The sequence below is a fragment of the Microbulbifer mixtoriginis (SeqCode) genome (assembly GCF_052467945.1).
Genome location: NZ_CP174328.1, coordinates 814,400 through 839,038, shown reverse-complemented (window position 1 = coordinate 839,038; position 24,639 = coordinate 814,400). Strand labels below are relative to the sequence as shown.

At 48.6% G+C, this 24,639-nt stretch carries 22 protein-coding genes and 1 riboswitch; of the genes, 11 read left to right on the top strand and 11 right to left on the bottom strand.

Going from position 1 to position 24,639, the window contains the following annotated elements; genetic code table 11:
- The first annotated feature begins 54 nt into the window (after window positions 1-54).
- Together ACJJIJ_RS03605 and ACJJIJ_RS03600 are read left to right on the top strand one after the other, a co-directional pair.
- On the top strand, window positions 55-975 hold the full coding sequence (locus tag ACJJIJ_RS03605) for an ROK family protein (RefSeq protein WP_444938661.1): 921 nt from the start codon (window positions 55-57) through the stop codon (window positions 973-975).
- Between the two features lie 231 nt (window positions 976-1,206).
- A complete protein-coding gene (locus ACJJIJ_RS03600; RefSeq protein WP_444938660.1) occupies window positions 1,207-2,106 on the top strand; it encodes an alpha/beta hydrolase in 900 nt (299 codons plus the stop codon).
- A 68-nt stretch (window positions 2,107-2,174) separates the two neighbouring features.
- Here the strand turns inward: ACJJIJ_RS03600 and ACJJIJ_RS03595 are convergent, their stop codons facing one another.
- From ACJJIJ_RS03595 to ACJJIJ_RS03555, 9 genes are all read right to left on the bottom strand, one after another.
- Window positions 2,175-3,185 carry an alpha/beta fold hydrolase gene (locus ACJJIJ_RS03595; RefSeq protein ID WP_252085229.1) on the bottom strand — a complete coding sequence of 337 codons (1,011 nt, stop codon included), beginning with the start codon at window positions 3,183-3,185 and terminating at the stop codon, window positions 2,175-2,177.
- A 442-nt stretch (window positions 3,186-3,627) separates the two neighbouring features.
- The gene (locus ACJJIJ_RS03590) at window positions 3,628-4,584 is read right to left on the bottom strand and encodes a hypothetical protein (RefSeq protein WP_444938659.1); all 957 of its coding nucleotides are present in this window, start codon (window positions 4,582-4,584) and stop codon (window positions 3,628-3,630) included.
- Window positions 4,585-4,826: 242 nt separating this feature from the next.
- Window positions 4,827-5,201, bottom strand: a complete 375-nt coding sequence (locus ACJJIJ_RS03585; protein ID WP_444885553.1) for a hypothetical protein — start codon at window positions 5,199-5,201, stop codon at window positions 4,827-4,829.
- A 78-nt stretch (window positions 5,202-5,279) separates the two neighbouring features.
- On the bottom strand, window positions 5,280-5,651 hold the full coding sequence (locus ACJJIJ_RS03580; RefSeq protein WP_444885554.1) for a hypothetical protein: 372 nt from the start codon (window positions 5,649-5,651) through the stop codon (window positions 5,280-5,282).
- A 382-nt stretch (window positions 5,652-6,033) separates the two neighbouring features.
- A complete protein-coding gene (locus ACJJIJ_RS03575) occupies window positions 6,034-6,462 on the bottom strand; it encodes a hypothetical protein (protein WP_444888485.1) in 429 nt (142 codons plus the stop codon).
- Window positions 6,463-6,591: 129 nt separating this feature from the next.
- Window positions 6,592-7,191 carry a hypothetical protein gene (locus ACJJIJ_RS03570; protein ID WP_444938658.1) on the bottom strand — a complete coding sequence of 200 codons (600 nt, stop codon included), beginning with the start codon at window positions 7,189-7,191 and terminating at the stop codon, window positions 6,592-6,594.
- A 74-nt stretch (window positions 7,192-7,265) separates the two neighbouring features.
- Window positions 7,266-7,613, bottom strand: coding sequence for a cupin domain-containing protein (locus tag ACJJIJ_RS03565; RefSeq protein ID WP_444938657.1), 348 nt, complete (start codon window positions 7,611-7,613; stop codon window positions 7,266-7,268).
- The gene (locus tag ACJJIJ_RS03560; RefSeq protein ID WP_444938656.1) at window positions 7,613-9,040 is read right to left on the bottom strand and encodes an RDD family protein; all 1,428 of its coding nucleotides are present in this window, start codon (window positions 9,038-9,040) and stop codon (window positions 7,613-7,615) included. Before ACJJIJ_RS03560 ends, ACJJIJ_RS03565 begins: the two co-directional genes overlap by 1 nt.
- Window positions 9,040-10,731 carry an Hsp70 family protein gene (locus ACJJIJ_RS03555; protein ID WP_444938655.1) on the bottom strand — a complete coding sequence of 564 codons (1,692 nt, stop codon included), beginning with the start codon at window positions 10,729-10,731 and terminating at the stop codon, window positions 9,040-9,042. Before ACJJIJ_RS03555 ends, ACJJIJ_RS03560 begins: the two co-directional genes overlap by 1 nt.
- Before the next feature lie 263 nt (window positions 10,732-10,994).
- Between ACJJIJ_RS03555 and ACJJIJ_RS03550 the strand changes: the two genes are divergently transcribed.
- Entirely contained in the window at window positions 10,995-12,656 is a 1,662-nt protein-coding gene (locus tag ACJJIJ_RS03550) for a SulP family inorganic anion transporter (protein ID WP_444938654.1), read from the top strand.
- Between the two features lie 219 nt (window positions 12,657-12,875).
- On the opposite strand, the gene pdxH is transcribed toward ACJJIJ_RS03550, so the two are convergent.
- Window positions 12,876-13,514, bottom strand: a complete 639-nt coding sequence (gene pdxH / locus ACJJIJ_RS03545; RefSeq protein ID WP_444938653.1) for a pyridoxamine 5'-phosphate oxidase — start codon at window positions 13,512-13,514, stop codon at window positions 12,876-12,878.
- Window positions 13,515-13,791: 277 nt separating this feature from the next.
- On the opposite strand from pdxH, the gene ACJJIJ_RS03540 reads away from it, so the two are divergent.
- The 8 genes from ACJJIJ_RS03540 (at window position 13,792) to ACJJIJ_RS03505 (ending at window position 22,723) form a co-directional block, all read left to right on the top strand.
- On the top strand, window positions 13,792-15,420 hold the full coding sequence (locus ACJJIJ_RS03540; protein WP_444938652.1) for a 5-guanidino-2-oxopentanoate decarboxylase: 1,629 nt from the start codon (window positions 13,792-13,794) through the stop codon (window positions 15,418-15,420).
- A gap of 1 nt (window position 15,421) precedes the next feature.
- Entirely contained in the window at window positions 15,422-16,855 is a 1,434-nt protein-coding gene (locus tag ACJJIJ_RS03535; RefSeq protein WP_444898682.1) for an aldehyde dehydrogenase family protein, read from the top strand.
- A 65-nt stretch (window positions 16,856-16,920) separates the two neighbouring features.
- A riboswitch (SAM-I-IV-variant riboswitch) is annotated at window positions 16,921-17,049 on the top strand.
- Between the two features lie 58 nt (window positions 17,050-17,107).
- Entirely contained in the window at window positions 17,108-17,323 is a 216-nt protein-coding gene (locus ACJJIJ_RS03530) for a hypothetical protein (RefSeq protein WP_152454298.1), read from the top strand.
- A gap of 80 nt (window positions 17,324-17,403) precedes the next feature.
- Entirely contained in the window at window positions 17,404-18,603 is a 1,200-nt protein-coding gene (locus ACJJIJ_RS03525; protein WP_444924578.1) for a glycine C-acetyltransferase, read from the top strand.
- An 87-nt stretch (window positions 18,604-18,690) separates the two neighbouring features.
- Complete coding sequence (gene tdh / locus ACJJIJ_RS03520) at window positions 18,691-19,716, top strand: L-threonine 3-dehydrogenase, zinc-binding type (protein WP_444885566.1); 1,026 nt, start codon at window positions 18,691-18,693, stop codon at window positions 19,714-19,716.
- Between the two features lie 157 nt (window positions 19,717-19,873).
- On the top strand, window positions 19,874-20,692 hold the full coding sequence (locus ACJJIJ_RS03515; RefSeq protein WP_444890848.1) for an AraC family transcriptional regulator: 819 nt from the start codon (window positions 19,874-19,876) through the stop codon (window positions 20,690-20,692).
- A 118-nt stretch (window positions 20,693-20,810) separates the two neighbouring features.
- Window positions 20,811-21,428 (top strand): LysE family translocator, encoded by a 618-nt coding sequence (locus ACJJIJ_RS03510; protein WP_444938651.1) that lies wholly within the window; start codon window positions 20,811-20,813, stop codon window positions 21,426-21,428.
- A gap of 383 nt (window positions 21,429-21,811) precedes the next feature.
- A complete protein-coding gene (locus tag ACJJIJ_RS03505) occupies window positions 21,812-22,723 on the top strand; it encodes an alpha/beta fold hydrolase (protein WP_252085211.1) in 912 nt (303 codons plus the stop codon).
- Window positions 22,724-22,876: 153 nt separating this feature from the next.
- Here ACJJIJ_RS03505 and ACJJIJ_RS03500 read toward each other — a convergent pair whose 3' ends face one another.
- A complete protein-coding gene (locus ACJJIJ_RS03500; protein ID WP_444938650.1) occupies window positions 22,877-24,121 on the bottom strand; it encodes a cation:proton antiporter in 1,245 nt (414 codons plus the stop codon).
- Window positions 24,122-24,639: the final 518 nt, after the last annotated feature.

The window sequence follows — 24,639 nt, the reverse complement described above, 5'->3', positions numbered from 1 at the left end:
TAACCGACCAAATATTTCTTTAAATAGAATACCCAGCCAGTGGAGCAAATTAGGATGGAAGTGCAAGGCAAAGCAGTAAATACCTTGCTTGGAGGCATAGAAGCCGGCGGCACAAAATTTAATTGTGCAATCGCCGCAGGTCCCAATGATGTCTGGGAGAGGGCCAGCTTCCCAACCACCACACCGGAAGAAACCCTCGGTCAGGTCATTGAATTTTTCCAGGCCGGCGCCCAACGCCATGGCCCTATTTCCACACTGGGTGTCGCAAGCTTCGGCCCGGTAGATTTGAACCCGCAATCGAGCCAGTACGGGTTTATCACTAACACCCCTAAAAATGGATGGTCCAATACCAACCTGGCCGGTCAGTTACAGGGGGCACTCTCTATTCCTGTAGCTTTCGACACTGATGTCAATGGCGCAGCGCTGGGAGAACACCTGTGCGGCGCCGCTGTAGGTGTAAAGAATTTTGTCTACGTCACCATCGGCACCGGTATCGGCGCCGGGGTAATGGTAGATAGCAAACTAGTAAACGGCGCCATGCACCCGGAAATCGGCCATATGTTGATGCCGCAGGATCGACGAAGAGACCCCTACCCAGGCCACTGCCCATTCCATGGCAATTGTCTGGAAGGCCTTGCCTGCGGCCCCGCTATTGAAGACCGCTGGGGCCTGCACGGCCAGAGTATGGACAGTGACCACCCAGCCTGGGATCTACAGGCGGAATACCTAGCCACCATGTGTATAAACCTGACCAGCTGCTACTCACCGGAACGAATTATTCTCGGTGGCGGCGTTATGGAACAAACACACCTGTTCCCACGCATTCGCCACAAGTTTCTCGACCTGGCAGGTGGTTATTTCCCCCAGGTATCCCAAGGCAACATCCGCTCTTTTATAGTCCCACCAAAACTCGCCGGCCGCTCCGGAGAGGTGGGTTCTCTGCGTATGGCCCAGGCACTTTGCTCCAGCTTTTAGATAACCAAATCCTCCCTCACAGGATGTGGAAGCGCCAGGGGAATATTCCTGGCGCCACTCCACCCGCCAAACTGCGCCCCACAACTCCCTTTCCAACTTATATACTCATCTTTGCGACTGTTGGCACAGCGCAAGGTAGCTAGTCTCGTATCCGATCTGATAGGCTTGTCAGTCTTGACCGCCCACTGACGCGGCTGAGCACACTTAAGCGTGGCTCATTAAGGGACAAAGATGAAAATAATTAAAATATTGCTTATAGGCTTAATGGTTTTTGCCACTCAGTTTGTGCAAGCCGGCACCGCTGAACCCACAACATTTACCCGCCAGGGCATTCTCTCTTACAACTTTCATTCCGACTTACTGGGGCGTGGATTTGTAATTGATGTGCTACTGCCGCTCTCCTTTAACCCCGAAGACAATACCCGGTATCCGGTCATTTATATGACCGACGGGTATATGAATTTCCCCATGGTGGCACCGAACCTGATCCACGAACAGGTACCCGATGAGAAAGGCAATACCAAGCTACCGCCAGTAATTTTGGTGGGTATCTCACACCCACTGGACAGTTCCAACTTCACCTTACGTTTAACGGATTTTACTCCAGTACCTGGAGAGATTAGGGGGAATACTCTGGGTGGTGGCGCCAACCAATTTCTGGCGTTTTTGGAGAACGAGCTCAAGCCTTTTATCAATAATTCTTTCAAGGGAGATGAAAGTGACGAAACACTGGCTGGCCACTCCCTCGGCGGGCTCTTAGCCCTGCACGCCCTCTTCAATCACACCGATAACTTCGACCGCTATGTGATCGGCAGCCCCAGCATCTGGTGGGCGGATAAGCAAATTCTAGAAAGTGAACTCGCTTATGCCGAACACCAGACTGACTTACCGAAAAGCGTGTATATGTTTATTGGTGGGGAGGAAATCTGCTTAGAAGAAGGAGAGGTTTGCGGCGTTCAAGATTTTAGGGACCTAGCCCAGCGACTCAAGTCCCGAGATTATGAAAATTTGACTCTACGCAAACGGGTCATTAAGGGTGAAAACCACGATACCGTAGTTAATCCTGGTTACGATAAAGGGATAGAACAGGTTTTTAAAAGCAAAGTGCTACCACGAAAGTATTCGTTTTAATCGAACCTGCCGGCCCTAGAGCAGAGAAACGCTATAGGGCCCTAACTACTCGCCTGGCTTGCTATCCATTACTCATACGCGCCACTAATACACTCCTCGGCCTCTAAAAAGACTAACATAGTCTTCTCCAGACTTTCTGCTGCGTCCATAAAAGGCAAGTGATGGCTATCTTTTAGTACTGAGAAACATTTACTCCCTTTATACCTTTTATAATCTGCCTTTACCTGTAAAGGCGTGGTAATGGAATCATTCTCACCGACAACGAATAGCGCTGGTATCTGTAAATGATCGATACCTCCATTAACGCTCATCGCCTGAAGCTCATCGTTCATCTTGTCAGCCAGGCTTCCACGCCGCTCCTGCCACCCAGGGAACTCTTCATCAATTTTTTCAGCGGCTAAAAAACCTCGAATATCAACTCCGTTCGCGATACCACCATTCGCTCGACTCGCCCACTTGGATAGCAGCAAATAATGCTCAGAGGGAGAGTCTTGATATTTTTGTAACTCCTGTATGGCTAATTGGTTGCCTTCCCTTTCCGCCCATTTCAGAGTTACTTCTAAGCTGGTTTCTGCCTGCTTCTGCGCATCCTGGAAGGAAGAGATAAACACCAACCTCTCTAATGTCTCAGGATACTCACTCGCATAGAGAGCTGCAAGCCCCCCACCCCAAGAATGACCAACTAAGGTAACCTTATCTTTCTTATAGTGCGCTTTTAAAAAAGAAATCACATTGTGCACATCTTGAATATTGTTCTTTATCGTTAATGTGTCTTCGCTCACCTCAAGAGACTTGCCGGCCCCTCTTTGATGAAGATAAGCCACTAAATACCTTTCTTCGAGCGCCCGCCCAACAGTTACCTGAAATGGAACCAACCCCAACTCCACATCTCCCGGGCCGCCATGTAGAAATAGGATTAATGGTTTAGATAGGTCACGACCTGACACCTCTAGATGCAGCTTTGCACCATCACTATCCACTACTCCTTTATAAACGACCTCTCCCGCAAAGGTGTGCCCGGCAAATAAAGCAAGAGAAGTCCTTACAAGGAAAACATTCAACCACTTCAAATTTAACATATCTTCACCAAAATAAAGTTATAAAAGAGCTTAGGATTTTCAGTGCCCAACTAACAAGATATAAGACAACAATACGATGCTCTGACTTCAAAGAATTTTTATTATAAAAAACCATACAAAACATCAACTTTGAGGTGAGACGAGAATAAAATCAGGTAAAGTAGGAGCCCGCTGAAAAATCTAAAAGCCCACATTCTTAATGGTTAAGAGATACACCAAATCCAAGATCTATTAATAGGAATGTGCAGCTCGTGCCACCAGGGTTTAAGTGGCATATTTTTTTAAAATCAGTGCGACCACCAGCTGAATCAAAGTTTATTGCTTCACAGATCACAAATAGCCGACCTTCATCGTCCCAAGCATTTAAGCACCAAGAGAAATTCAAGAATTTCATGGGTATACTACGAACTACCCAAGCAACAATTCACAAAGATGATAAATTTTAATCCCGCTCCAAAAGTTGGCCGACATTGTGCTCCTTGTTAGCTACCTTTAGAGCCTCCCCAAAACTCAAAATAGAAGAACTCATTGATCTCGGTGATAGCGCCTTCAAGTTTTTCACTGAAATCTCCTCAACGTCGGAGAAAGGTGCAAAAAGTGAAACCTCTTCTAATATATCTAAATCACTACTATAAGATTTTAGCGGAGATACTCTCAAAATATCGCCAGGTATATTTGGGATGTGTACATCAAGGCAAAAACCGTTAATAAAAGCAATTTTAGAAAGAATAAATGGCCATGGCGAAAACAACCGATGCTCCAACCCCCAACAAGGCTCAGCATCTCGATGCCTTAATACCTTTGGAGACAAAAGTTCACTTATAGCCGCCTCCATCTCATAAATATTCCCTTCGCACAGAGCAATATAAAATCGGCAGTCAATAGCGTAAAGCTTGTATTTTTTAGGAGACCCTGACAAAAAGGCCTCAGCTCTACTTTTCAACAAGCCCCAATCACCGGCAAGCGCCAGCCTAAGTTGCAGAGCATGGAATTCAGGATTGTTTATATTATCGCAAACATATTTACCCTGACTTTTCCTTAGTAAAGGAATGAAATATTGCTTGCCCCAATGGATTAATTCCGGACTATCTGATATCAATGGATACAGGAGCTGACTATCTGGACTCTTCCCCATATCAGCTGGATAAAAGTGTGAGTATAAAGCTAGCACCCTACCAACATCAAATGCAGATTTTTTTGCCTGTTCGATATCACCCTGCTTAAATAAAGCCTGTAAAGTCTGCGCTACAAGAGCATCCATTAACATGAGCAAAGGCCCACTTACTTTACCTCCTTCACTCAGGAAGCGCTTAAAGTTACTTTCACAGCGCTCTATTCTTCCGGGCTTATCAGAAATTTCCAGCCGCTTTAACCCATCCAAGAAAACTTGATCACTCATCTATAAACAACTTATTAAAAATTAACACTAAAGCCCTTAAGGCTAATAATTACAAAATATTTTCATAGCCACCGGGCATACAACATAGAAATTCAAACTCCTCAGACGATCTTTTGGACCAAGGTGAACGAGATAATCTCTATAAGGTTTTAGATTGAATAGATATATACAAACCCACAAGTCCACCAGATCCCTATGACTAGGCGACATTGAATCAACGATAACCACCTTCACTAATAAACTTATCGTCCATGCGCCTCTAGAAAGTCAACCCACTGCTCGACCAGATCTTTAAACTCCACTGTTGACAGCTCTAGGTCAGGAGAACCCAGACCGCTTATAAACTTCGTGTTCTGGTGCTCGATATAAGCCAACCCAAAAATCTCGGCACCGAGCTCAGTATATTTTTTCTCCCCAGACAAAACTGAATCTATTTCCGGCAACACATCCTCTTTAATTTCTTGAGAGGCTGCCCACACCTGAAAAAAACCTTCCAAGACCTCCTCTTCATCCAGCTTAGGATACAAGCTATAGCTATCATATATTTTGACTATGTCTATTCTTCTGTCTGCAGTCCTTAGCTCGCCCACCACAGAAAAAGGAGCGTAGATTTTCATCGATTGTATCCCCACAAAAAAATTCCACTTGACATCAAAGACAAGCCGTACCGAAGCAACGATACTCCCTCATTAAACTTATTGGCCATGTATCTCTAGAAAGTCAACCCACTGTTTGATTAGCTCTCTAAACTCCATTGTTGGCAATTCCAGGTCAGGAGCAATACCCCCTATAAGCTTCGTAACCTGAGGCTTGATATAAGCCACGCCAAAAATATCAGCATCGATATCAGTAAACTCTACATCACCAGATAAAACTGAAATTACTTCCGGCAACAAACACTCCTTAATATCTTGAGAAGAGTCCCAAGCTTGAAGAAAATCATACAAAATCACGTCTTCATCTAGCTCTGAATACAGAAAATAGGTGCCACTCTTTTTGATTATATCTATTCTTCTATCTGCGACCTTTAGCTCGCCCACCACAAAGAAAGGAGGATAAATTTTCAACGACCATATTCCCAAAAAAAACTCACCTAAGCTCAAGCGCTAAGCTGTGTTGAAGTAACATCTTTTAGCAAGTACAAGCAATCGCAGCCCACCCCGCAATCTAATTACGCTGATCGATGGTACGGCTTGAGCTGAGGCGGCCGTACATCACGAACCCCACCTAAAAAACAGTTAAACAACCAGCCGTTTTACCCAGCGGTAAGGTGAGAGTGAAGTTCAGTAGGCACCAAAGACTGCAACCATTGCCTTTTTACTCAGTTTTTTTCTAGTGACCTAATTGGCCATCAATAGATAAACCAGGTAACGAATTACCAGTGCCGTTGGTGTCCACGCCTACCAGCCTGTTATCACAATAGAAGCGACAAAGCCACCCATCTCTACATCATTTTACTTGCAAATATTTACTGCCAATATATCGCCCACCAATAATACAGGGAATATATATTACTAATGCATAAATAATGGCCCACTCAGAAGAATTCATAAAAGCAATAAAGGTAACCAGCAAATAGGGGACCGCCGCAACAGCCAATACAATTTTGGCATTCATTGAGGCAGTATCCTCACTTGTACGCGCAGCCATAACGCCACCCAATAACAATATTAGGGGTAATGAGATAATACTCACCAGTAAGTACAGAGAGCTGAAAGGAATAGCAGATAATAGATACAACCAAGAGGCCAAACCGGCAGTAATGGTAAAGAATGCTATACCACATGCCGCCGGGCTTTGCGGTATATTCTTACTGGTTGCTGCACGGTAAAGTGCAACCAATATAGCAACAGCCCCAATTATTAACAAAACATTCATATTAAACCTCAAATCTGTTATCTACAGCCGCACAAAAAAGCCTAGAAAAGAAAATTCACCAAAAAATACATATCAAAAAAATAACAACCAGCTACAAAAATAGGGCTGCCCCAGCCTTACAACTAATCTTTAAGAGAAATAATCATAAATTTTACCAATAAGCTCTAAATCCTGATAACCCATAGGATCAATTTCTTTGCGAAGAACCCTTTTTATATAGTCGATATCTCCCAGCAACCCTTTCACTACACAATAATAAGCACAACCAAAACCACGTGTTTCCTCTGGAACACTTTCATAAAAGCCCTCCCTAGACTCAAAGTTATACTGATTAGTTAAATAATCTTTACCCACAGTAAAAATACAATCCATTCTGTGTAAAACTTCAGCAACGGCCTCATCTTGACTCCCAAAATCTTGAACATAAATCCTACGACTATGAGTCTTATCTAACGCTTGATGATCCAAATCAATATAGAACATCAACCGTCTCACTGGGATACAATCATCTAACTCACCGTAAATTTTATCAACCTCTGGAATATAGATTCCGGCTGCTGGCTGTAAAAGAATTGATGAAGGGGACCCATGAAAACTCCACTCTGGATCAATAATTACTTCACAATACTTTTCCGGCTGGATGTAATATTTATTATAAATAAATTTCCAGCCGTAATATTTGGTCGCCTTAGTTTTGACGGCCTTTAATATCTCGGATTTAAAAGTCACGCCAATCTCATGCAATAGAATGAACTTTACTTATTCTTAGCTTATATTTTGTCAATTTGTCGATTTTTGTGTAACTAATTTTGCAGCTCCACCCGACCCCCATGGCTAGGCGGCGTTGAAGTAACGATAAAAACCAAATCTATGGAGGCCTTATTGAACAGCTGATGAGGAATCCCAGCGGCTATATGCAAACCCTGGCCGGGAGAGAGTAAATACTCTTCACCACTACATTCAATCGTGGCCACGCCTTGTAGAACAAAGAAAAACTGTTCAGATTGCCGGTGCAGGTGTCGAACTTCTGAGCAGCCAGGAGGCACTCTCTCCTGAATCACACCGAGAGAATCTGTTCGTACCAAGTGCCAGCCATCGCAGCCCTCTCCCCAGGAGTAGTGCTCGACATTCTCTTTTGAGACTACTGGCATCACCCCTCCCCCCGCAATCTAAGCAAATACTCCTCGCGGGATTTACGCATATTGATGACATGGCTTGAGCTGAGGCGGTCGTGCATCAGGTTTCCGCCTAAGAAGCAGTTAATCAACCAACCGATCTTTCCCAACGGTAGGGTGAGAGTGAAGCTCAGTAGGCGCCAAAGGCCGTGGCCATAGCCTATTCGCTCAAATTTTTTGTTGGTGACCTTATAACCCATCAGATATTTACCCGGCGTCGCCTGAAAGCGGGAGCTCTCTGCAATCCAGGCCATCAGTAGATAGGCCAGGCAACAGATCCCCAGCGCCATGGTTGTGGCGGCGCCTTCTGGCATATCGTATACCTTCATCATCACAATCGAGGCGATAAAGCCAACCACGACGTACAACAACAATAAATCCAGTAAGACAGCAACGCCTCGGGCCAGCAAGTGGCCAAAGTAGTATTGATCATAGGTTTCTTCCGGCTGGGTGATTTTCTGCCGGATCAGCTTGCGCCCACCTCTAAGCCCTTGGGCAGGGTCCACAGTAACTTCTTCGCTTTGCAGCGAATTAAAAATTACGACACAAAGGGACTCGTCCAAGGCGCCGTATAAATAGGAGGCATTACCATTCCAGTCGAACAAGCTATTGCAGTACTGAAGAATATTGTTAGAAATCTGAGCTTGTTTTTTACCTTTAGAGGTAGCTTCACTAGCCTGCAAATTTATTCTGGCAAAACGTTCGAAGATTGAAAGGCCCAGATTCCAATTATATTCCTCATCGAGCATATAGGGTGTATCGGTGAGAAAACGCCAATTCTCTTTTACATTGAATTTACTGGGCGCTTGCAGCAGCCTATCCACTTGCTCCAACACCCGATGGTACTCGGTAATTCGCAGTGCTCGCTGTGGGTCTTGTTCAGTGTCATCCTCTTCAATAGGATTTTCTTGCACATTATCTTCTTGTGCATTCTTACCTTCAGGATGCTGCTCTTCAACATGTTTCTCTGTAGAGGCCTCCTGCTGTCTCTCACCCCCAGTTTCCTGATCCTGGGCTTGGTTCAGGTCAAGAGAGACTTTTGATTGAGCTTGCTCAATAGATTCTGATGAGACTGGGGAGTAGTCTTGATGATTCGGCTCACTATTTTGTTGCACCTGCGGCTCTGCCTGTCCCTGTAATTGCACAGCCTCAGGGGAAAGTGCAGCCCCCTCAGCACTGGCAACTTCCGCAAGCACCTCGTTATTTTTCGGTTCCTCACTTTCCTTTTTCTCTTCTTTAAGCTCCTCGGCGGCTTTCAGGGCCCATTTATAGGCGCTATGTAACTGCTGAAACTCTTCGGGCTTTTCATCCGGGCGGGTTTGCTTCAGTTTTTTTGCGTAGGCGCGCTTGATGGCTCGCGCATCATCACAGGGCGCTAGTTCGAGTATCTCCCAAGGACTCATTAAATCCAGTCCTCACCGTCGAGCTTATCGAAGATTTCAGTGAGTTCGGCACGCGCCTTGCCAATCTCCACCAGGTTTTGTTTATCCAAAACCCGATCGAAGCTGGCGAGCAATTTAGCAATATAATCGCGCTGCTCGCCGAGGCTCGCTTCATACAAGCGTTCACCACGGGCGAGCAGCGCCCGGTTTTCCTCATCTTCACGGGGATGAAATTTGAGCTTGGCCAGTTTTTCCAACGCTTGGGCTTTATCCTGTTCATTCAGGGCGCCCGGTGTAAATTCCACTAACTTATTAAATGTTTTACCGGTGGAAACGACGGTGACATCCACTTCCAGCAAACCGTTCATATCATAGCTATAGCGCACTTCCACCACTTCCTCGCCCCGGGGTTTCTTGGGTACCGGCACCGTGAGTTCGCCCAGATAAACATTTTTCTTTACCAGGCGATTTTCTCCCTGATAAATATCGATACAGACTTCGTCCTGATCATCGCGGGCAGTGCAGACGCTGCGCACAATACTGACAGGCACCACGGTGTTGCGCTCAATAATCGGCAGGAAGTAATTGCCCAGCTGCGGGCTGTCTTCATTCACTATGCCGGTACCCAGGGTGTAGGGGCATACATCGGTGAGGACGATATCATCCAACGCGGAATTTTTTTCCTTGAGCCCGGCTTGAATAGCCGCTCCCATGGCGACAACAGTATCCGGGTCCAGGTGGCAGGAGGGTAAGCGGCCAAACATACGTCCCACCATAGAGCGGAACAGGGCCAGGCGGGTGGAGCCACCCACCAATACCACTTCGTCAATTTTAGCAGGTGGCAAATCGGCATCACGCATAGCGCGCTCAATCGGGCGCTTGGCTCGCAGCAGCAACGGAGTGCTGAGTTTCTCAAACCATTCGGGAGTCGCTTTCCATTCGAGTGCACGCCCACCGAGGTTTAATTTAAGTAACTGCTCTGCCTGCTGGCTGATACGGCGCTTGGCCGTTTCCAGCTGCATATACAGATTCTGCAGTTCGCGCGGTTTCAGGGAAGATTTTTTCAGCTGCAATTCTTCCAGAACGCTGTCGATCATTGCCTCGACAAAATCCTCACCGCCCAGGTAGTTATCCCCGGCACTGGCATGTACTTCCATAATGCCATCGAAGAATTCCAGGATGGAGACATCGAAGGTACCACCGCCCAGGTCTAGCACCAGGAAATTCCCCTCCCGCTTATCGTGCAGGCCGTAGGCAATTGCCGCAGCGGTAGGCTCGTTGATCAGGCGCTCTACCTTGAGGCCTGCCAGCTCTCCAGCCAATTTTGTCGCCTGGCGCTGGTTATCGTTAAAGTAGGCGGGCACACTGATTACCGCTTCGCTGACCTCTTCCCCCAGGAAGGCCTCGGCATCCTCTTTGAGAGAGCGCAGTACCAAGGCGGAAAGTTCGGTAGCAGTAAATTGCTGGCGACCCAGTTTGACTTGATGATCGGTGCCCATCAGGCGTTTAAAGGCGGCAACGGTGGTATCACTGTGATTGATCAGGCGCTCTTTTGCGGTTTTCCCCACCACTAGCTTGCCAGTGTCATCCAAACCAACCACCGATGGGGTCAAGGCCTCTCCCAGACGATTGGAAATCAGCTTCACGCCATCTTCCGTTAAAACCCCACAGGCGCTATTGGTGGTACCCAGGTCAATACCAATAATGGCCATAAATCCCCCTACCTATTTTTCTCAAAACTTGATCAAGCACAGCCGTACCAACGGGTTTTTATACGGTATTTCCCGCAAGCTGGTTGGCGCGATATTCTAAGCGTCCCTGCACAAAAATAGCCAGAGAGTGCAAGCACACGAAAGGCAAGTGCTGAAAACCACACAAATAGACTGGCCGTAAAACAACCCTCCTTATGGCAGTTCTACATAATTGCCATATCCTTAGAGTCATTCGAAATCCACGAAGAGGCGCGGCCTTGTTGATGGGTAGATTTGAGGGAGTGAACCTTAAAGGGGATCTCTTTGGTGGAGTCACCACAGCCGTGGTTTCGCTACCCATGGCACTGGCGTTTGGGGTTGCTTCTGGGGCAGGAGCCAGTGCAGGGCTGTGGGGGGCCATTCTAATCGGGCTATTTGCCTCCTTGTTTGGGGGTACCCGCATCTTAATCTCTGAGCCTACCGGTGCCATGACAGTAGTAATGGCTGCGGTGATCACCACCATGATGGCAGAGCACCCCGACCAGGGACTGGCAATGGCCTTTACCGTGGTCATCATGGCGGGCATTTTTCAAATTGCTTTGGGGGCGTTAAAGCTTGGCAAATATATTGTCTTGATGCCCTACAGCGTGGTCTCAGGATTTATGTCCGGGGTGGGTATTATTCTGGTAATTTTGCAGATTGGTCCGTTACTCGGCCAACCCACGCCCGCTGGCGGGCCGATGGAAACCGTTCAGGAATTGCCGGAGCTAGTCAGAAATACCCACTATGGGGAACTCTTCCTCGGTTTACTCACCCTCGGAATGCTGTTTTTTTTACCAAAGAAACTCAAACAGCTGGTTCCACCCCAACTGGTGGCACTAGTCGCCATTACCTTGCTTTCCATGGTGTTGTTTGACAACGAAGAGATCCGGCGCATCGGCGAAATTCCCAGTGGCTTGCCCTCCCTGGTTTTACCCGACATCACTTTTGATATGTTGTCCACCATGCTGATTGAAGCGTTGGTGCTCGGCACTCTGGGCTGTCTCGATACCCTATTAACTGCGGTAATAGCAGATAGCCTGACACGCAGGGAGCACAACCCCAGCCGGGAACTGATCGGCCAGGGCATCGCCAACACCGTATCCGGTTTATTTGGCGGCCTGCCCGGCGCAGGTTCCACTATGGGGACCGTGGTGAATATTCAAGTAGGGGCACGTTCTCCCCTGGCCGGCATAGTGCGCGCACTAATCTTGCTACTAGTGGTGCTCTGGTTTGCCCCCCTGACCCAACCGATTCCTATGGCGGTATTAGCCGGTATCGCGGTGTTCGTCGGCATTAATATTCTCGACTGGAGTTATATCCGACGCGTTCACCATCACCAGGTGGCAATATTCCCAACCTTTATTATGTACAGCGTTCTGCTGATGACCGTGTTTGTGGGCTTGATTTATGCCGTGGCAATTGGTGTTTTCCTCGTCAATATCATCACCATTGAGCGGCTCAGCCGTATCCAGGAAAAAAGTGTTAAAGCGATTTCTGATGTCGAGGAAGGCGATCCCCTCAACCGGCAGGAACGGGAGATGCTGCGGCAATCGAAAGGCCAGATCCTGTTTTTCTTTCTATCGGGCCCAATGTTGTTTGGGGTATCCAAGGCCATTACCCGACAGCAGGCCGCAGTGGGAAAATTTAAAGTCATCATTATGGATTTGAGCACAGTGCCCATGATTGATACCACTGCGGCACTGGCGCTGGAAAATACCATGCGTGATGCCATTAGTTTGGGTTGCAAAGTCTATCTGTACTGCCCCAATGAGCCAACACTGGACAGGTTGGAGAAATTACATATCCGGGATTGGATGGACGAGGATTGTTTTGTAGAAAGCCGGGTTGAGGCTCTCATCAAAGGCTTGGACTTTCTCAATCGCGAAGGCGAAAAAAAGGCCTGATCCGCTCCACTAATAAATGCAGTGTTTCTAGAATAAAACTTCTATTTTACCTGCAGCCTTTAAATGACATTTAAATGGGTAAGCTTTTTTAATTTGGCAAACATTCATACCCTTTTCTATTTTGCCTGAAAGTAAAATGATAAAAATCAAAGCAAAAAGCGGAGTCAAACACCCCGCTCAAATTTTCCACGCCACACTTTAGCTAAAATTCTGCGGCCACTAGGGAGACAGACGATCCAGCGTCCACAAACCACTATCATCGGCGCGGTAAATAAAGCGGTCGTGCAGGCGATTGGCACCACCCTGCCAAAACTCCACCGCGTGCGGCACTACCCGATAACCGCCCCAAAAATCTGGCAGCGGCACTTGTCCATCTGCAAAGCGCGCCTTTTCTTGGTCAAACTGTTTTTGCAGTTCCTCACGGGATGACAGTGGCTGGCTCTGGCGCGAGGCCCAGGAGGCCAGCTGACTTTCCAGTGGCCGGGACTGGAAATACTGCTCGGCATCCTCACGCGTCACCGACTCCACATTGCCGCTAACAATGACCTGACGCTCCAGGCTGTGCCAGGGGAACAGCAGGGATACCTGCGGGTTCTTCTCCATATCATGCGCTTTTTTGCTCTGCAGGTTTGTGTAAAAAACAAAGCCGCGCTCGTCAAAACCTTTTAGCAATACAATGCGCTGGGTGGGCTGGCCGCTGCTATCGGCCGTGGCCAGGCACATGGCACTAGGGTCAGAAAGTTTGGCCGCCAGAGCCTCCTCAAGCCATTCGCGAAACTGCTCCACCGGGGTGGCTTTTAACTCCGAACGGCGCAAACCGCCAAGCAGATATTCACGACGCCATTGATCGATTTCCATGGTGCTACTTCCTAAGTTATTCAAGCTCAAAATATATCCAGCCAGCTGAAGCAAAGCGATTTTTATTCCAGCTACGCGACAAATCTTCTTGTATCGCAACTCCCTTTACACAAGGAATCTTGCGGCTCGGGCGCCAAGTTTCCTGTCGCGATAGGGGACGAATCTCAATTTTCCTGCGTATTTCCCCTCGCAGGTGCAGACTCTGCGGGCGCTTGCGTGCTTTTTAGTGGGCCGCTAGGCTCACGGCATTTTTACACAAATAAGGAAAATGGTGGCTATGTCCTCTGCGCCCACATGCGCCCAGGTGCTCATGCGCCTGCTGCGCGACTACCAGGTGGAAAAAGTCTTCGGCATCCCCGGTGTCCACACCATCGAACTGTACCGAGGTCTGCCCGGCAGTGACCTGATGCATATCACTCCGCGCCACGAACAGGGTGCCGCCTTTATGGCGGATGGCTATGCCCGTGCCAGTGGCAAGATTGGTGTCTGCTTCCTGATCACCGGCCCCGGTCTCACCAACGCCGCCACCGCCATGGCGCAAGCCTATTCCGATTCGATTCCCATGCTGGTGATCTCCGCAATCAATCGCCGCGAAGACCTGGGCATGGGCCGCGGTCGCCTACATGAACTGCCGCAACAGAGTGATGCCAGCCGCGGCTTCTGTATCTGGCAGCACACGCTCAGCCAGGCTGAGCAATTACCAGAGGTGATGGCACGGGCATTCCAGCTGCTACAGTCCAGCCGCCCGGGGCCTGTGCATATCGAAATCCCCATCGACCTGTTCCCGGCTCCCATGCCCGGCCAGCTGGAAGACTACAAAGCTGCACCAGCCGCTATGGCCCCGGCGGCAAATAGCGCTGCTATCGCCACGGCCGCCGAATGGCTGCAATCCGCCCAGCGCCCGGTCATCCTCCTCGGCGGCGGTGCCCAGAGCGCCGGCGAAGCGGCTACCCAAATTGCTGAAAAAATTGCTGCCCCGGTATTTCTGTCTCTGGCCGCCAAAGGCGTTGTAGATGAACGCCATCCACTGTGTGGCGGTGCCAACCTGAGTTTCGATTGTGTACGCAACCGCGTGGAGAATGCGGATGTGGTGCTGGCCGTGGGCACCGAACTCTCTGAAACCGATCGCAACCTGGTGCGGGACGATTACGCCTTCTCCGGCAAACTGATTCGTATCGATATAGATGCTGCACAGCTGGTATGCAACGCCCAACCGGATCTGGCGATCTATGCTGACGCCAAAGAGAGCCTGCAGCAATTGGAAGCCGCCCTGATCCAACGCGATGCAACAGCAGGCGAACATTCTGAAAAAGAGGTAGCCCAGTTACTAAAAGACTGTCGCAAAGAATGGTGGGATGGCTCCGAACAACGCTTCCCTTGGGTTGAGGCCCTGCGCGAAGCCCTGCCGGAAAACGGTATCCTGGTGACAGACTCCACCCAGCTGGCCTATAACACTAACCACGCCCTGCCCCTATATCATCCGCGTAGCCATGTGACCTGCACTACCGGTTATGGCACCCTGGGCTTCGCCCTGCCTGCGGCAGTTGGCGCCAAGCTCTCTAGCGAGCGGGATGTGATCGCCCTGATCGGCGATGGCGGCTTGATGTTTACCCTGGGCGAATTGGCGGTGGCTGTTGAGCAACGTTTACCTCTGCCCATCCTGGTATGGAATAACGCCGGCTACGGAGAAATACGTGACTTTATGGATGCGGCGGAAGTGCCGCAGGAAGGTGTAAACCTGAGCACCCCGGATTTTGTTGCCCTGGCCAAGGCCTTTGGTGCCGAGGGCTGTCGTATCAACCAGCCCGGCCAATTGGCGCAAGCAGTAGCCGATGCCCTGGGCCGTCAGACCCCAACCCTGATCGAAATCAGCGCGCCTTCAGGCGCAGAACAAATGGAAGCGTGACATGACAGATCTCAGCAAACTGCCCACGGGCAAGCTGTTTATTAATGGCGAATGGCGCGAGCCTCTGGGTACCGGGACTCACCCGGTGATCAACCCGGCCACCGAAGAATTCATCTGCCAAGTGGCCGAAGGCTCGGCCGAAGATGTGGATCTCGCCGTGGAAGCCGCGCGCCAAGCCTTCCACAGCTGGCGCAACAGCACTGCACAGATGCGCCGCGAACTGCTCAACGCCATTGCCGACGGTATGGAAAAACGCAAGGAAGATCTGGTTCAGGCCGTGTCCCAGACACTCGGCTGCCCCGAACATATCACCCGCTGGTTGCATGTGGATGGCCCTATCTATGCCATGCGCTACTACGCCGAGCGCACCGCGGAAATGGAAAAAACAGAGAAGGCCGGCCATTCCGTTCTATTCCGCGAGCCCGTGGGCGTGTGCGGTTTTATCACTCCCTGGAACTACCCACTGCACCAGTTTGTGGGCAAAGTGGCTCCGGCCCTGGCCGCCGGCTGCACCATGATCACCAAGCCCGCCGAGATCACACCGCTGCAGGATTTTGTGATGGCGGAAATTATTGAAGAGGCCGGAGTCCCCGCCGGCGTCTTCAATCTGGTGCCCGGAGCCGGCTCCGAAGTGGGTGCGGCGCTCTCTGCCCATCCCGGTATCGATATGGTCTCCTTCACCGGTTCCACTCGTGCCGGTGTGGAAGTGGCCAAGGCCGCTGCGCCCACGGTGAAGCGCGTAACCCAGGAATTAGGTGGTAAGTCCCCTCTGATTATCACCCCCGATGCAGATCTGGAAGCCGCCGTACGCTGGGGCTGCGAAGATGTGTTTATCAACAGTGGCCAGACCTGTACCGCCCTCACCCGTATGCTGGTACCTGCCGAGCGCTATGACGAAGCGGTAGAAATCGCCCGCCAGGTGGCCGAAGACATCGCCATGGGCACCAATGAAAATGCCTTTATGGGCCCACTCTCTTCCGCGCGCCAGCGCGAGATAGTGCGCGGCTATATCCAGAAGGGTATCGACGAGGGTGCGCGCCTGGTCACTGGCGGCGCCGAGGTGCCCACCGGGCTGGAGAAGGGCTTTTATGTGAAGCCCACAGTATTTGCCGATGTACACAACGATATGAGCATCGCCCGAGAAGAGATCTTTGGCCCTGTGACCTGCCTGATCCCTTACAAGGATATGGATGAGGCAATTACCATCGCCAATGACACCGAATACGGCCTATCCAGCGGTGTTTGGGCAAAAGATGCAGAGAGCGCCATGCCTCTGGTGCGCCGCATCGAGGCAGGCCTATGTTTCGTCAATGGCGGCGAGTTTAATTACGACGCACCCTTTGGCGGCTACAAGCGCTCTGGCAACGGGCGCGAATTTGGCGAGGCCGGCCTCGGCGAGTTTATCGAACTGAAATCCGTGCAACTGCCGGCATAAACTTCTGCACCGCCTGCAATCGTGGGCGGTGCAGTTGACTGCCAATCCCCTCCCCGCTATCTTTGCTCGCACATCACGAGAGTGGCTGACGCCAACGCCAACCTGCCGACCGGGGCAAGGTGGTTCTCTCTCTGCTGGCACACCAAAGCCTGCGGGGAGGATGGGGCTCTACAAGAGCAATCCAACCGGATTAGCGAATACCCTTTCGCCGCTTCCACGTCAGCCCTCCAAAGTTTTACCCTTGGAGGGACCATGTCCGAATCACCGTTATCCAGTAAAGACGTTATAGAAATTCAAATTGCCAACCAACGCAGCCGCACCGCGGTGAGAGCCGTGAGACGGGCCGATCGGCAATTGTTGTGGCAACTACTGTTCGACACCGCGGAAGAAGCTTTAAAATTCGCCACCAGCTGCCGTGCCAGTGAGCAGCCAATCACTGCCCACAAGGCCTGCGAGCTGGCGGGATAAACGAGAATCCAGTGGCGCCATTTTGATTCGCGCCAGATACCTAGTGCCACGAGCACCCGACAGGAGCTAAAAACAATATCATGTCCAAGCCAGAACAATTCTTTGAGCACCTGCGCAACGAGCTAAAACAAATTGAAGCCGACGGCCTCTATAAGCGGGAGCGGATCATTACCTCCCAGCAGGCCGCCGAGATACAGGTGAACAACGACACCCAGGTACTGAACTTCTGTGCCAATAACTACCTGGGCCTGGCCGATCACCCGGACCTGATCAAAGCCGCCAAAGAAGGCCTGGACCAGTACGGTTTCGGTATGGCCTCAGTGCGCTTTATCTGTGGTACCCAGGACATCCACAAGGCACTGGAATCGCGCCTGTCAGAATTCCTACACACCGAAGACACCATCCTCTACACCTCCTGTTTTGATGCCAATGGTGGCCTGTTCGAAACCCTGCTGGGTCCAGAGGATGCAATAATCTCCGATGCCCTGAACCACGCTTCAATTATTGATGGCGTTCGTCTGTGTAAGGCCAAGCGCTACCGCTACGCCAACAACAATATGGCGGAGTTGGAGAAACAACTACAGGCAGCTGACGCCGAAGGCGCCAAAACCAAGCTGATCGCCACCGATGGTGTCTTCTCCATGGATGGTGTGATCGCCGACCTAAAAGCGATTTGCGATCTGGCTGACCGCTACAATGCCCTGGTGATGGTCGACGACTCCCACGCGGTAGGCTTCCTCGGTGAACACGGCCGCGGCACCCACGAATACTGTGATGTCATCAATCGTATCGATATTATTACTGGCACTCTGGGTAAGGCCCTGGGCGGTGCTTCCGGCGGTTTCACCTCTGGCCGCAAGGAAATTATCGATCTGCTGCGCCAGCGCTCTCGCCCCTACCTATTCTCCAACTCAGTAGCCCCAGCTATTGTCACTGCCTCCCTGAAAGTGCTCGATATGCTAATGGAAGGTGGCGAACTGCGGGAGCAGTTACGCGAAAACTCTGCGTATTTCCGCAAACGTATGTCCGAAGCTGGCTTCACCCTGGCTGGTGCCGACCATCCAATTATTCCGGTCATGATCGGCGATGCCGCCCTGGCCCAGAAAATGGCAGACAAGATGCTGGAGCGCGGCATTTATGTAGTGGGCTTCTTCTACCCTGTAGTACCTAAAGGCCAAGCCCGTATTCGCACCCAGATGTCTGCGGCACACACTCAAGAGCAGCTCGACCAGTGCATTGATGCCTTCATTGAAGTGGGCCGCGAGCTGAAAATTATTTAATTCCCAAATAATCGCGGCGCTGTCTAACAACGGATCAATCCTATTGCCAGATGGTGCTGCGCCTTTCTTTTTGTAGTTTTAATGACAATGAAAGCACTTTCTAAACTGAAGTCCGAAGTGGGTATTTGGCTTACCGATGTGGAAATCCCCGAGCCAGGCCACAACGATCTGCTGATCAAAATTCATAAAACCGCTATCTGCGGCACCGACATGCATATTTATAACTGGGATGAGTGGTCGCAAAAAACCATCCCGGTTCCCATGGTAGTTGGGCACGAATATGTAGGTGAAGTGGTTGGTATGGGCCAGGAAGTCGCCGGTTTTGAAGTGGGCGACCGCGTTTCCGGCGAAGGGCATATCACCTGTGGCCACTGCCGTAACTGCCGCGCCGGCCGCCGCCACCTTTGCCGCAACACTTACGGTGTTGGTGTAGACCGCCAGGGCGCTTTTGCCGAATACTTGGTAATCCCGGCATTAAACGCTTTTAAAATTCCAGACAATATCTCTGATGAGCTGGCCTCCATTTTTGACCCCCTCGGTAACGCCGTACACACCGCCCTCTCTTTCGATCTGGTGGGCGAAGATGTATTGATCACCGGCGCCGGTCCTATCGGCATTATGGCCGCAGCAGTCGCAAAACATGTTGGCGCACGCCATGTGGTCATCACTGATATCAACGAATATCGCCTGGATCTGGCCCGTAAGATGGGGGCCACCCGTGCCGTGAATGTCTCCAAGGAAAACCTTAAAGATGTGATGACAGAATTGGGCATGAGCGAAGGCTTCGATGTGGGCTTGGAAATGTCCGGGGTTCCCGTTGCCTTCCGCGATATGCTCGAGGCAATGAACCACGGTGGCAAGATCGCCATGCTCGGTATTCCCGCCGGCGAAATGGCTATTGACTGGAGCCAGGTCATCTTCAAAGGTTTGATCATAAAAGGGATCTACGGCCGCGAAATGTTCGAAACCTGGTACAAGATGGCCAGCCTGATTCAATCCGGTCTGGACCTGACCCCGATTATTACCCACCAGTTCCCAATCGACGATTTCCAGAAAGGCTTCGACACCATGGGCTCTGGTGAGTCCGGCAAAGTGATCCTCAACTGGCAATAACTATTGCTCTTGGCCGTGGATAACTCCACGGCCTTACCTCCCGCTTTCCCCTCTACTAATAGATTTTTTGCCCAGCTCTTCCTCTTTTTGTATCTTGTAATGCTCGCAGCTGAAACAGCTGTATTGATAAATAAGATCTGATGAATTAGACCTATAGATGCAAAAGGAATTTTCGGCGATTTGGCGTAGCCCAAAACACAGTGGCATAGAACTATTTCATGCACACTTTCGCAGTTTTGCCTTTAATAAACATTGGCACGATGAATTAGCCATTGGCATTATCCAGGCAGGCGCGGAGAAATTAGATTATCGCGGGCAAAGTAATATCATCCCCCAGGGGAACATTGTCGCCATTAACCCCGGTGAAATACATACAGGTTACAGCGGTAGCGAGCAAGGCTGGCATTACCGGATGTTTTATTTTGATACAAAGCTGGTTACACAAATATTGCGGCAACATAGTAGCCCTGGTAAAACCCCGATGCCTTTCCTTAAGGGCCCTATTATTCATGATCCTGAGCTTTTCAAGCTACTCTTTCAACTTCACTGCAGCCTGAATGGTACTCACTTACCGCTTGCCGTAGATAGCCTTTTAACGTTGGCGCTTACCAAGCTATTCGCCAATCATGGCGACCAGAACATCAGCCCTCGAAATACAAAAGATATCTCAGCCGCAATAAAAATCCGCAACTATTTGTGTGATCACTGGCAATACAACGTAACCCTTGAGCAACTATGTCAGCTCACGGAAATGAGCCAATACCAATTAATCCGCTGCTTTAGCAAGCACTATGGTATAGCTCCCCATCAATTTTTGGTTCTTTACAAAATTCATCAGGCCCGCCTTTTGCTACAGCAAGGGCTAAATGCTGCCACAGCAGCAACCGAGTGTGGTTTCTTTGATCAAAGCCATATGAGTAGAAACTTCAAGAAGACTTTTGGTATTACGCCTGGGCGTTATCTAAAATCGATATAGCGCAATTTTATACAAGATAGTAATAGCTCCTCTCTATAGACTCATCCCTCACCGCCAGTAAAGCTGTTTCCACAACCCTCAACTGGTAACTTCTGAATGTTTGGCATAGGTACGTCTTATGAGTATGAAATTTGTTCTCGCGTGGATGGCTGTTATGTTTCCACTTATCTTTAGCCCTGGTCCTGCCAATATCACCTTCGCTGCAGCCGGAGCAAGCTTGGGTATCCGCAGGTCACTGCCACTAATGGCCGGAATAGATTTTATTTTTATTGTGAAAGGGTTCTTAGTTGGCTTTGGCTTAATGACTTGGTTAACCAGCTACCCTTTTGCCTTAAGAGCACTTCAAGTTGGCGGTGTAATCTATCTAATCTATCTCGCTTATCATTTCGCCAAACCTAAGTCGCCACTGAGCCAGGGAGAAGCGCCGAAGATTTCAATATGGAATGGAATGTTGATTCAAATTCTAAACGTTAAAGGCTGGATTATAACATTTACCATGTTTTCTATCTTTGCGCCTAACCTTCAGTACGAACCCACCACAACCATCCTATTACTAATCGCACTAATGACCATCCTTAATCTATCAACACACCTCTGCTGGATTGTATTCGGAAGTGCACTCGCAAAATTCGCTACTAATGATAGAAGCCGAAGAGTACAGGGAATGCTATTTTCTTTGAGCTTGCTCTCAGTGGCGTTATGGATAGCATTAGACAATCCAATTATGTTGATCTAAAAAAGAGTGATTGGCAATTAAATGCTTTAGACACGAAAAACAACACTGGCTGGCAATAGCAACCTAGCAATATGCTCATAGCATATCTAGTGAACCCGGCATCCTTTCTCTGCAAGTTAGCAGAAATCCAACATCTTCTCTTGAGGAAATATTATGTGCCAAAATAGGTCCATATCATACATTCCAATTTGATAGCCTTTACAGCCCTGTTAGTATTGAAGGATTATACAAACTTCAAACAACTAAATCGTTGACTCAAAATTTATAACCAATGTGGATATCAATCAAATGGGCTGATCAATGAATGATCAATGAATGATCAATATCCTACTGAGCAACATCGATTTTTCAGTTAAGTAATTATAACCACTACAACCAATACAATGAATTTAACTTCCATTACCCATACACTTTTCACTCTTGGAACTTTTGCTGAAAGAAAAATATCGGGCCTAAAGCTCAAAAAAATTGAAATTGAAGAGGGGGAAATTAGTTACTTGCAGGGTGGGTCAGGTACACCGCTCGTTCTCTTACATGGTTTCGGGGCTGACAAAGATAACTGGGTTCGCTTAGCTAGATATTTAACCCCACACTTTCAGATCATTGCACCCGATTTACCTGGATTTGGAGAGAGCTTTAAAGATCCAGACTTAAACTATGATGTCCTACCCCAAACTCAACGCCTGAACAGCTTTGTGAATGCAATGGGTTTAGAGCACTTTCACCTTGCAGGCAATTCAATGGGTGGATACATAGCTGGAAACTATGCTGTAGAGTTTCCAGAAAAGATAAATAGCTTATGGCTTTTAAACCCTCTTGGAGTGGAAAGTTCACCCAGCAGCCCAATGTTTGAGCAAATTTTACGCGATGAATTACCTGTTATTCTGTCCAAGAACAGAGAGGAGTATGAATCGCTATTAGATAATGTTTTCCACAAAAGGCCTTTTATACCAGGCTTTGCAATATCAGAGCTATCAAAAATAGCTGAAAATAACTTTTCACTGTACCAAAAGATATTTAAAGACATTCATCAGATAAAAGATGGAAGTATCAAATTTTCATCTCCACTAGAGGGAAGATTAAAGGGGTTTTCCAAGCCTACTTTAATTACCTGGGGCGATAAGGATAGGATACTTCATCCTAGCGCAGGCACAATCCTATCAAGAGAAATTATTAACTCCCAACTACAGCTGATCAAAGACATTGGGCATTTACCAATGCTTGAATCTCCGAAAACTACAGCCGACCAGTTTATCTCATTCAAATCATCCCTGCCTGAAGCAGACTCTTACTAAAAGCCGCCATAACATAAATAGAAAAGCACAACAGCAAATGATAAACCTCAAATCACGACACAATTAAGCAGAAATATCATCAATATCTCTCAAACTTTTTTCCCAGATTACTCCTGCCTGAAAATCGGACAGAAAACATCCAGTAGTTAAGCTTTAGATATCCAGCTTTCTTATTAAACGCCCGCTGGTAGTGCCTTGCACTAGCAAGGAAAAAAGTACTACACCAAAAACCATAGATTGGATAGTCCACCAGTAGGGCAATTCAACGGGAAGAGAAAGTACCAGGGCTACAGCAATCACTCCACGCAACCCTCCCCAACTCATCAGCAGTCGCCAAGACTTTGGAATTGGCGGACCTACGAAGCGCGTTAATGGTGCTACCAGCACCACCGACAGGGCCCGAGCGCCCAGTGCTGCGGCCGTGGCAATTAACATCGCCAACCATTGATGGGTAAACATTTCGAAAGTAATGACCAACCCCATGATCACAAAAATAATTGAAGTAAAGAGAAGCCCCAACCACTCCCAAGTGGTTTCTGCATCTACCAGATAGGTTTTCCTTTGTTTTCGCAAGCAGGCTCTAGCCACTATGGCACAGGTCATAACAGAAATAATGCCAGATACATGCAAAATGCTTTCTGCAAGGTAAAAGCTACCAAAAGCCACAATCACTAGAGTCATTAATGCTGCACTTGGTGTTCGTAGGAACAAAATAACCAGTGTTGTCAGCAGCCCCAAGATCAAGCCTACGGCAACGCCACCAAAGAATATCATGCAGAAATAGAGCGTTACTGAACTAACACTCAGCGATGGAGCCTCAGCGCCTACACCGGCCCCCTGTACAATTGAGTAAGTGGCCAGCCCTAGGACCAGAGAATAAAGGACTACCGCTGCGGCATCATTAAATAAGCTTTCCCCTTCAACAAGAGAAAGTAAATCTTCTCCAGTTTTTTCTTGTCGCAACTTATTCACTACCGATACAGGATCGGTAGCCGCCAGAATAGCACCAGTCAACAATGCCGCTATCCAGGGAAATCCCGCAGGATGGCCAATTCCATAATAGGTAATTGCTGCAATCAGGAAGGCACAAATGACCAACCCTAAAGTCGAAAATAATAGAATCGGACCAATCCAGCGTTTTAAAATCCTTGGCTCAAGCTGCCAGGCAGACTCAAAAATTAGAACCGGTAAAATCACAAAAAAAACCAATTCCCTTAAGCTGGTTGCCCTCAACCCTGTATCATAATCGATTACCGGTAACAAAAAAGCAGCCAAAACACCAGCCAATAAGCAGCCTAGTGTATTATCAATTCTTAATATCCGGGAAATACCCAAACCTATAATTGCTGCTACAGCCAAATAGAGCCCTTGCCCTACAATGACAACCACATCATTCACAAGTTTACTCTCCAGTGAAATGTACTATTTCCCATCTCCTCAGAAGGATACAGCCTTGTGCCGTCATCTGTATAAAACTCTATGAAATTAACTCTTTCCCGCCAACTAATTAATAAATCCCTAAATGACCACAAAGCCTTAGCTACATATGATTTGATGATTTTGATCAACCTGTAAAAATTCCTAGCAATCACAATCTATTAGGATTAATAACTCATCAAAAATGCCGATATAGTTCATAACTAATATTCATGCAACCGAACTACATCACAAGAATCTCTCACCCTGCCGGACAACATCACTCAATAGAAAGTCAGCACTAGTGCTGCTCAGAGGTTTGATGCTCCCCCGCTTAGAAAGTGAAATTTGGCCCCCAAAATCCGACCTGGCAGTCATCCTCTTAGAGTTAGTATCTTGGGAATGCCGCTCGAGAAAGAATGGCTCTAAGTACATATTTGAGCCCTACATTGGTGGAAGTTGTCGTATAGAAAGACTACACAATCAGTATTCAGTATAGG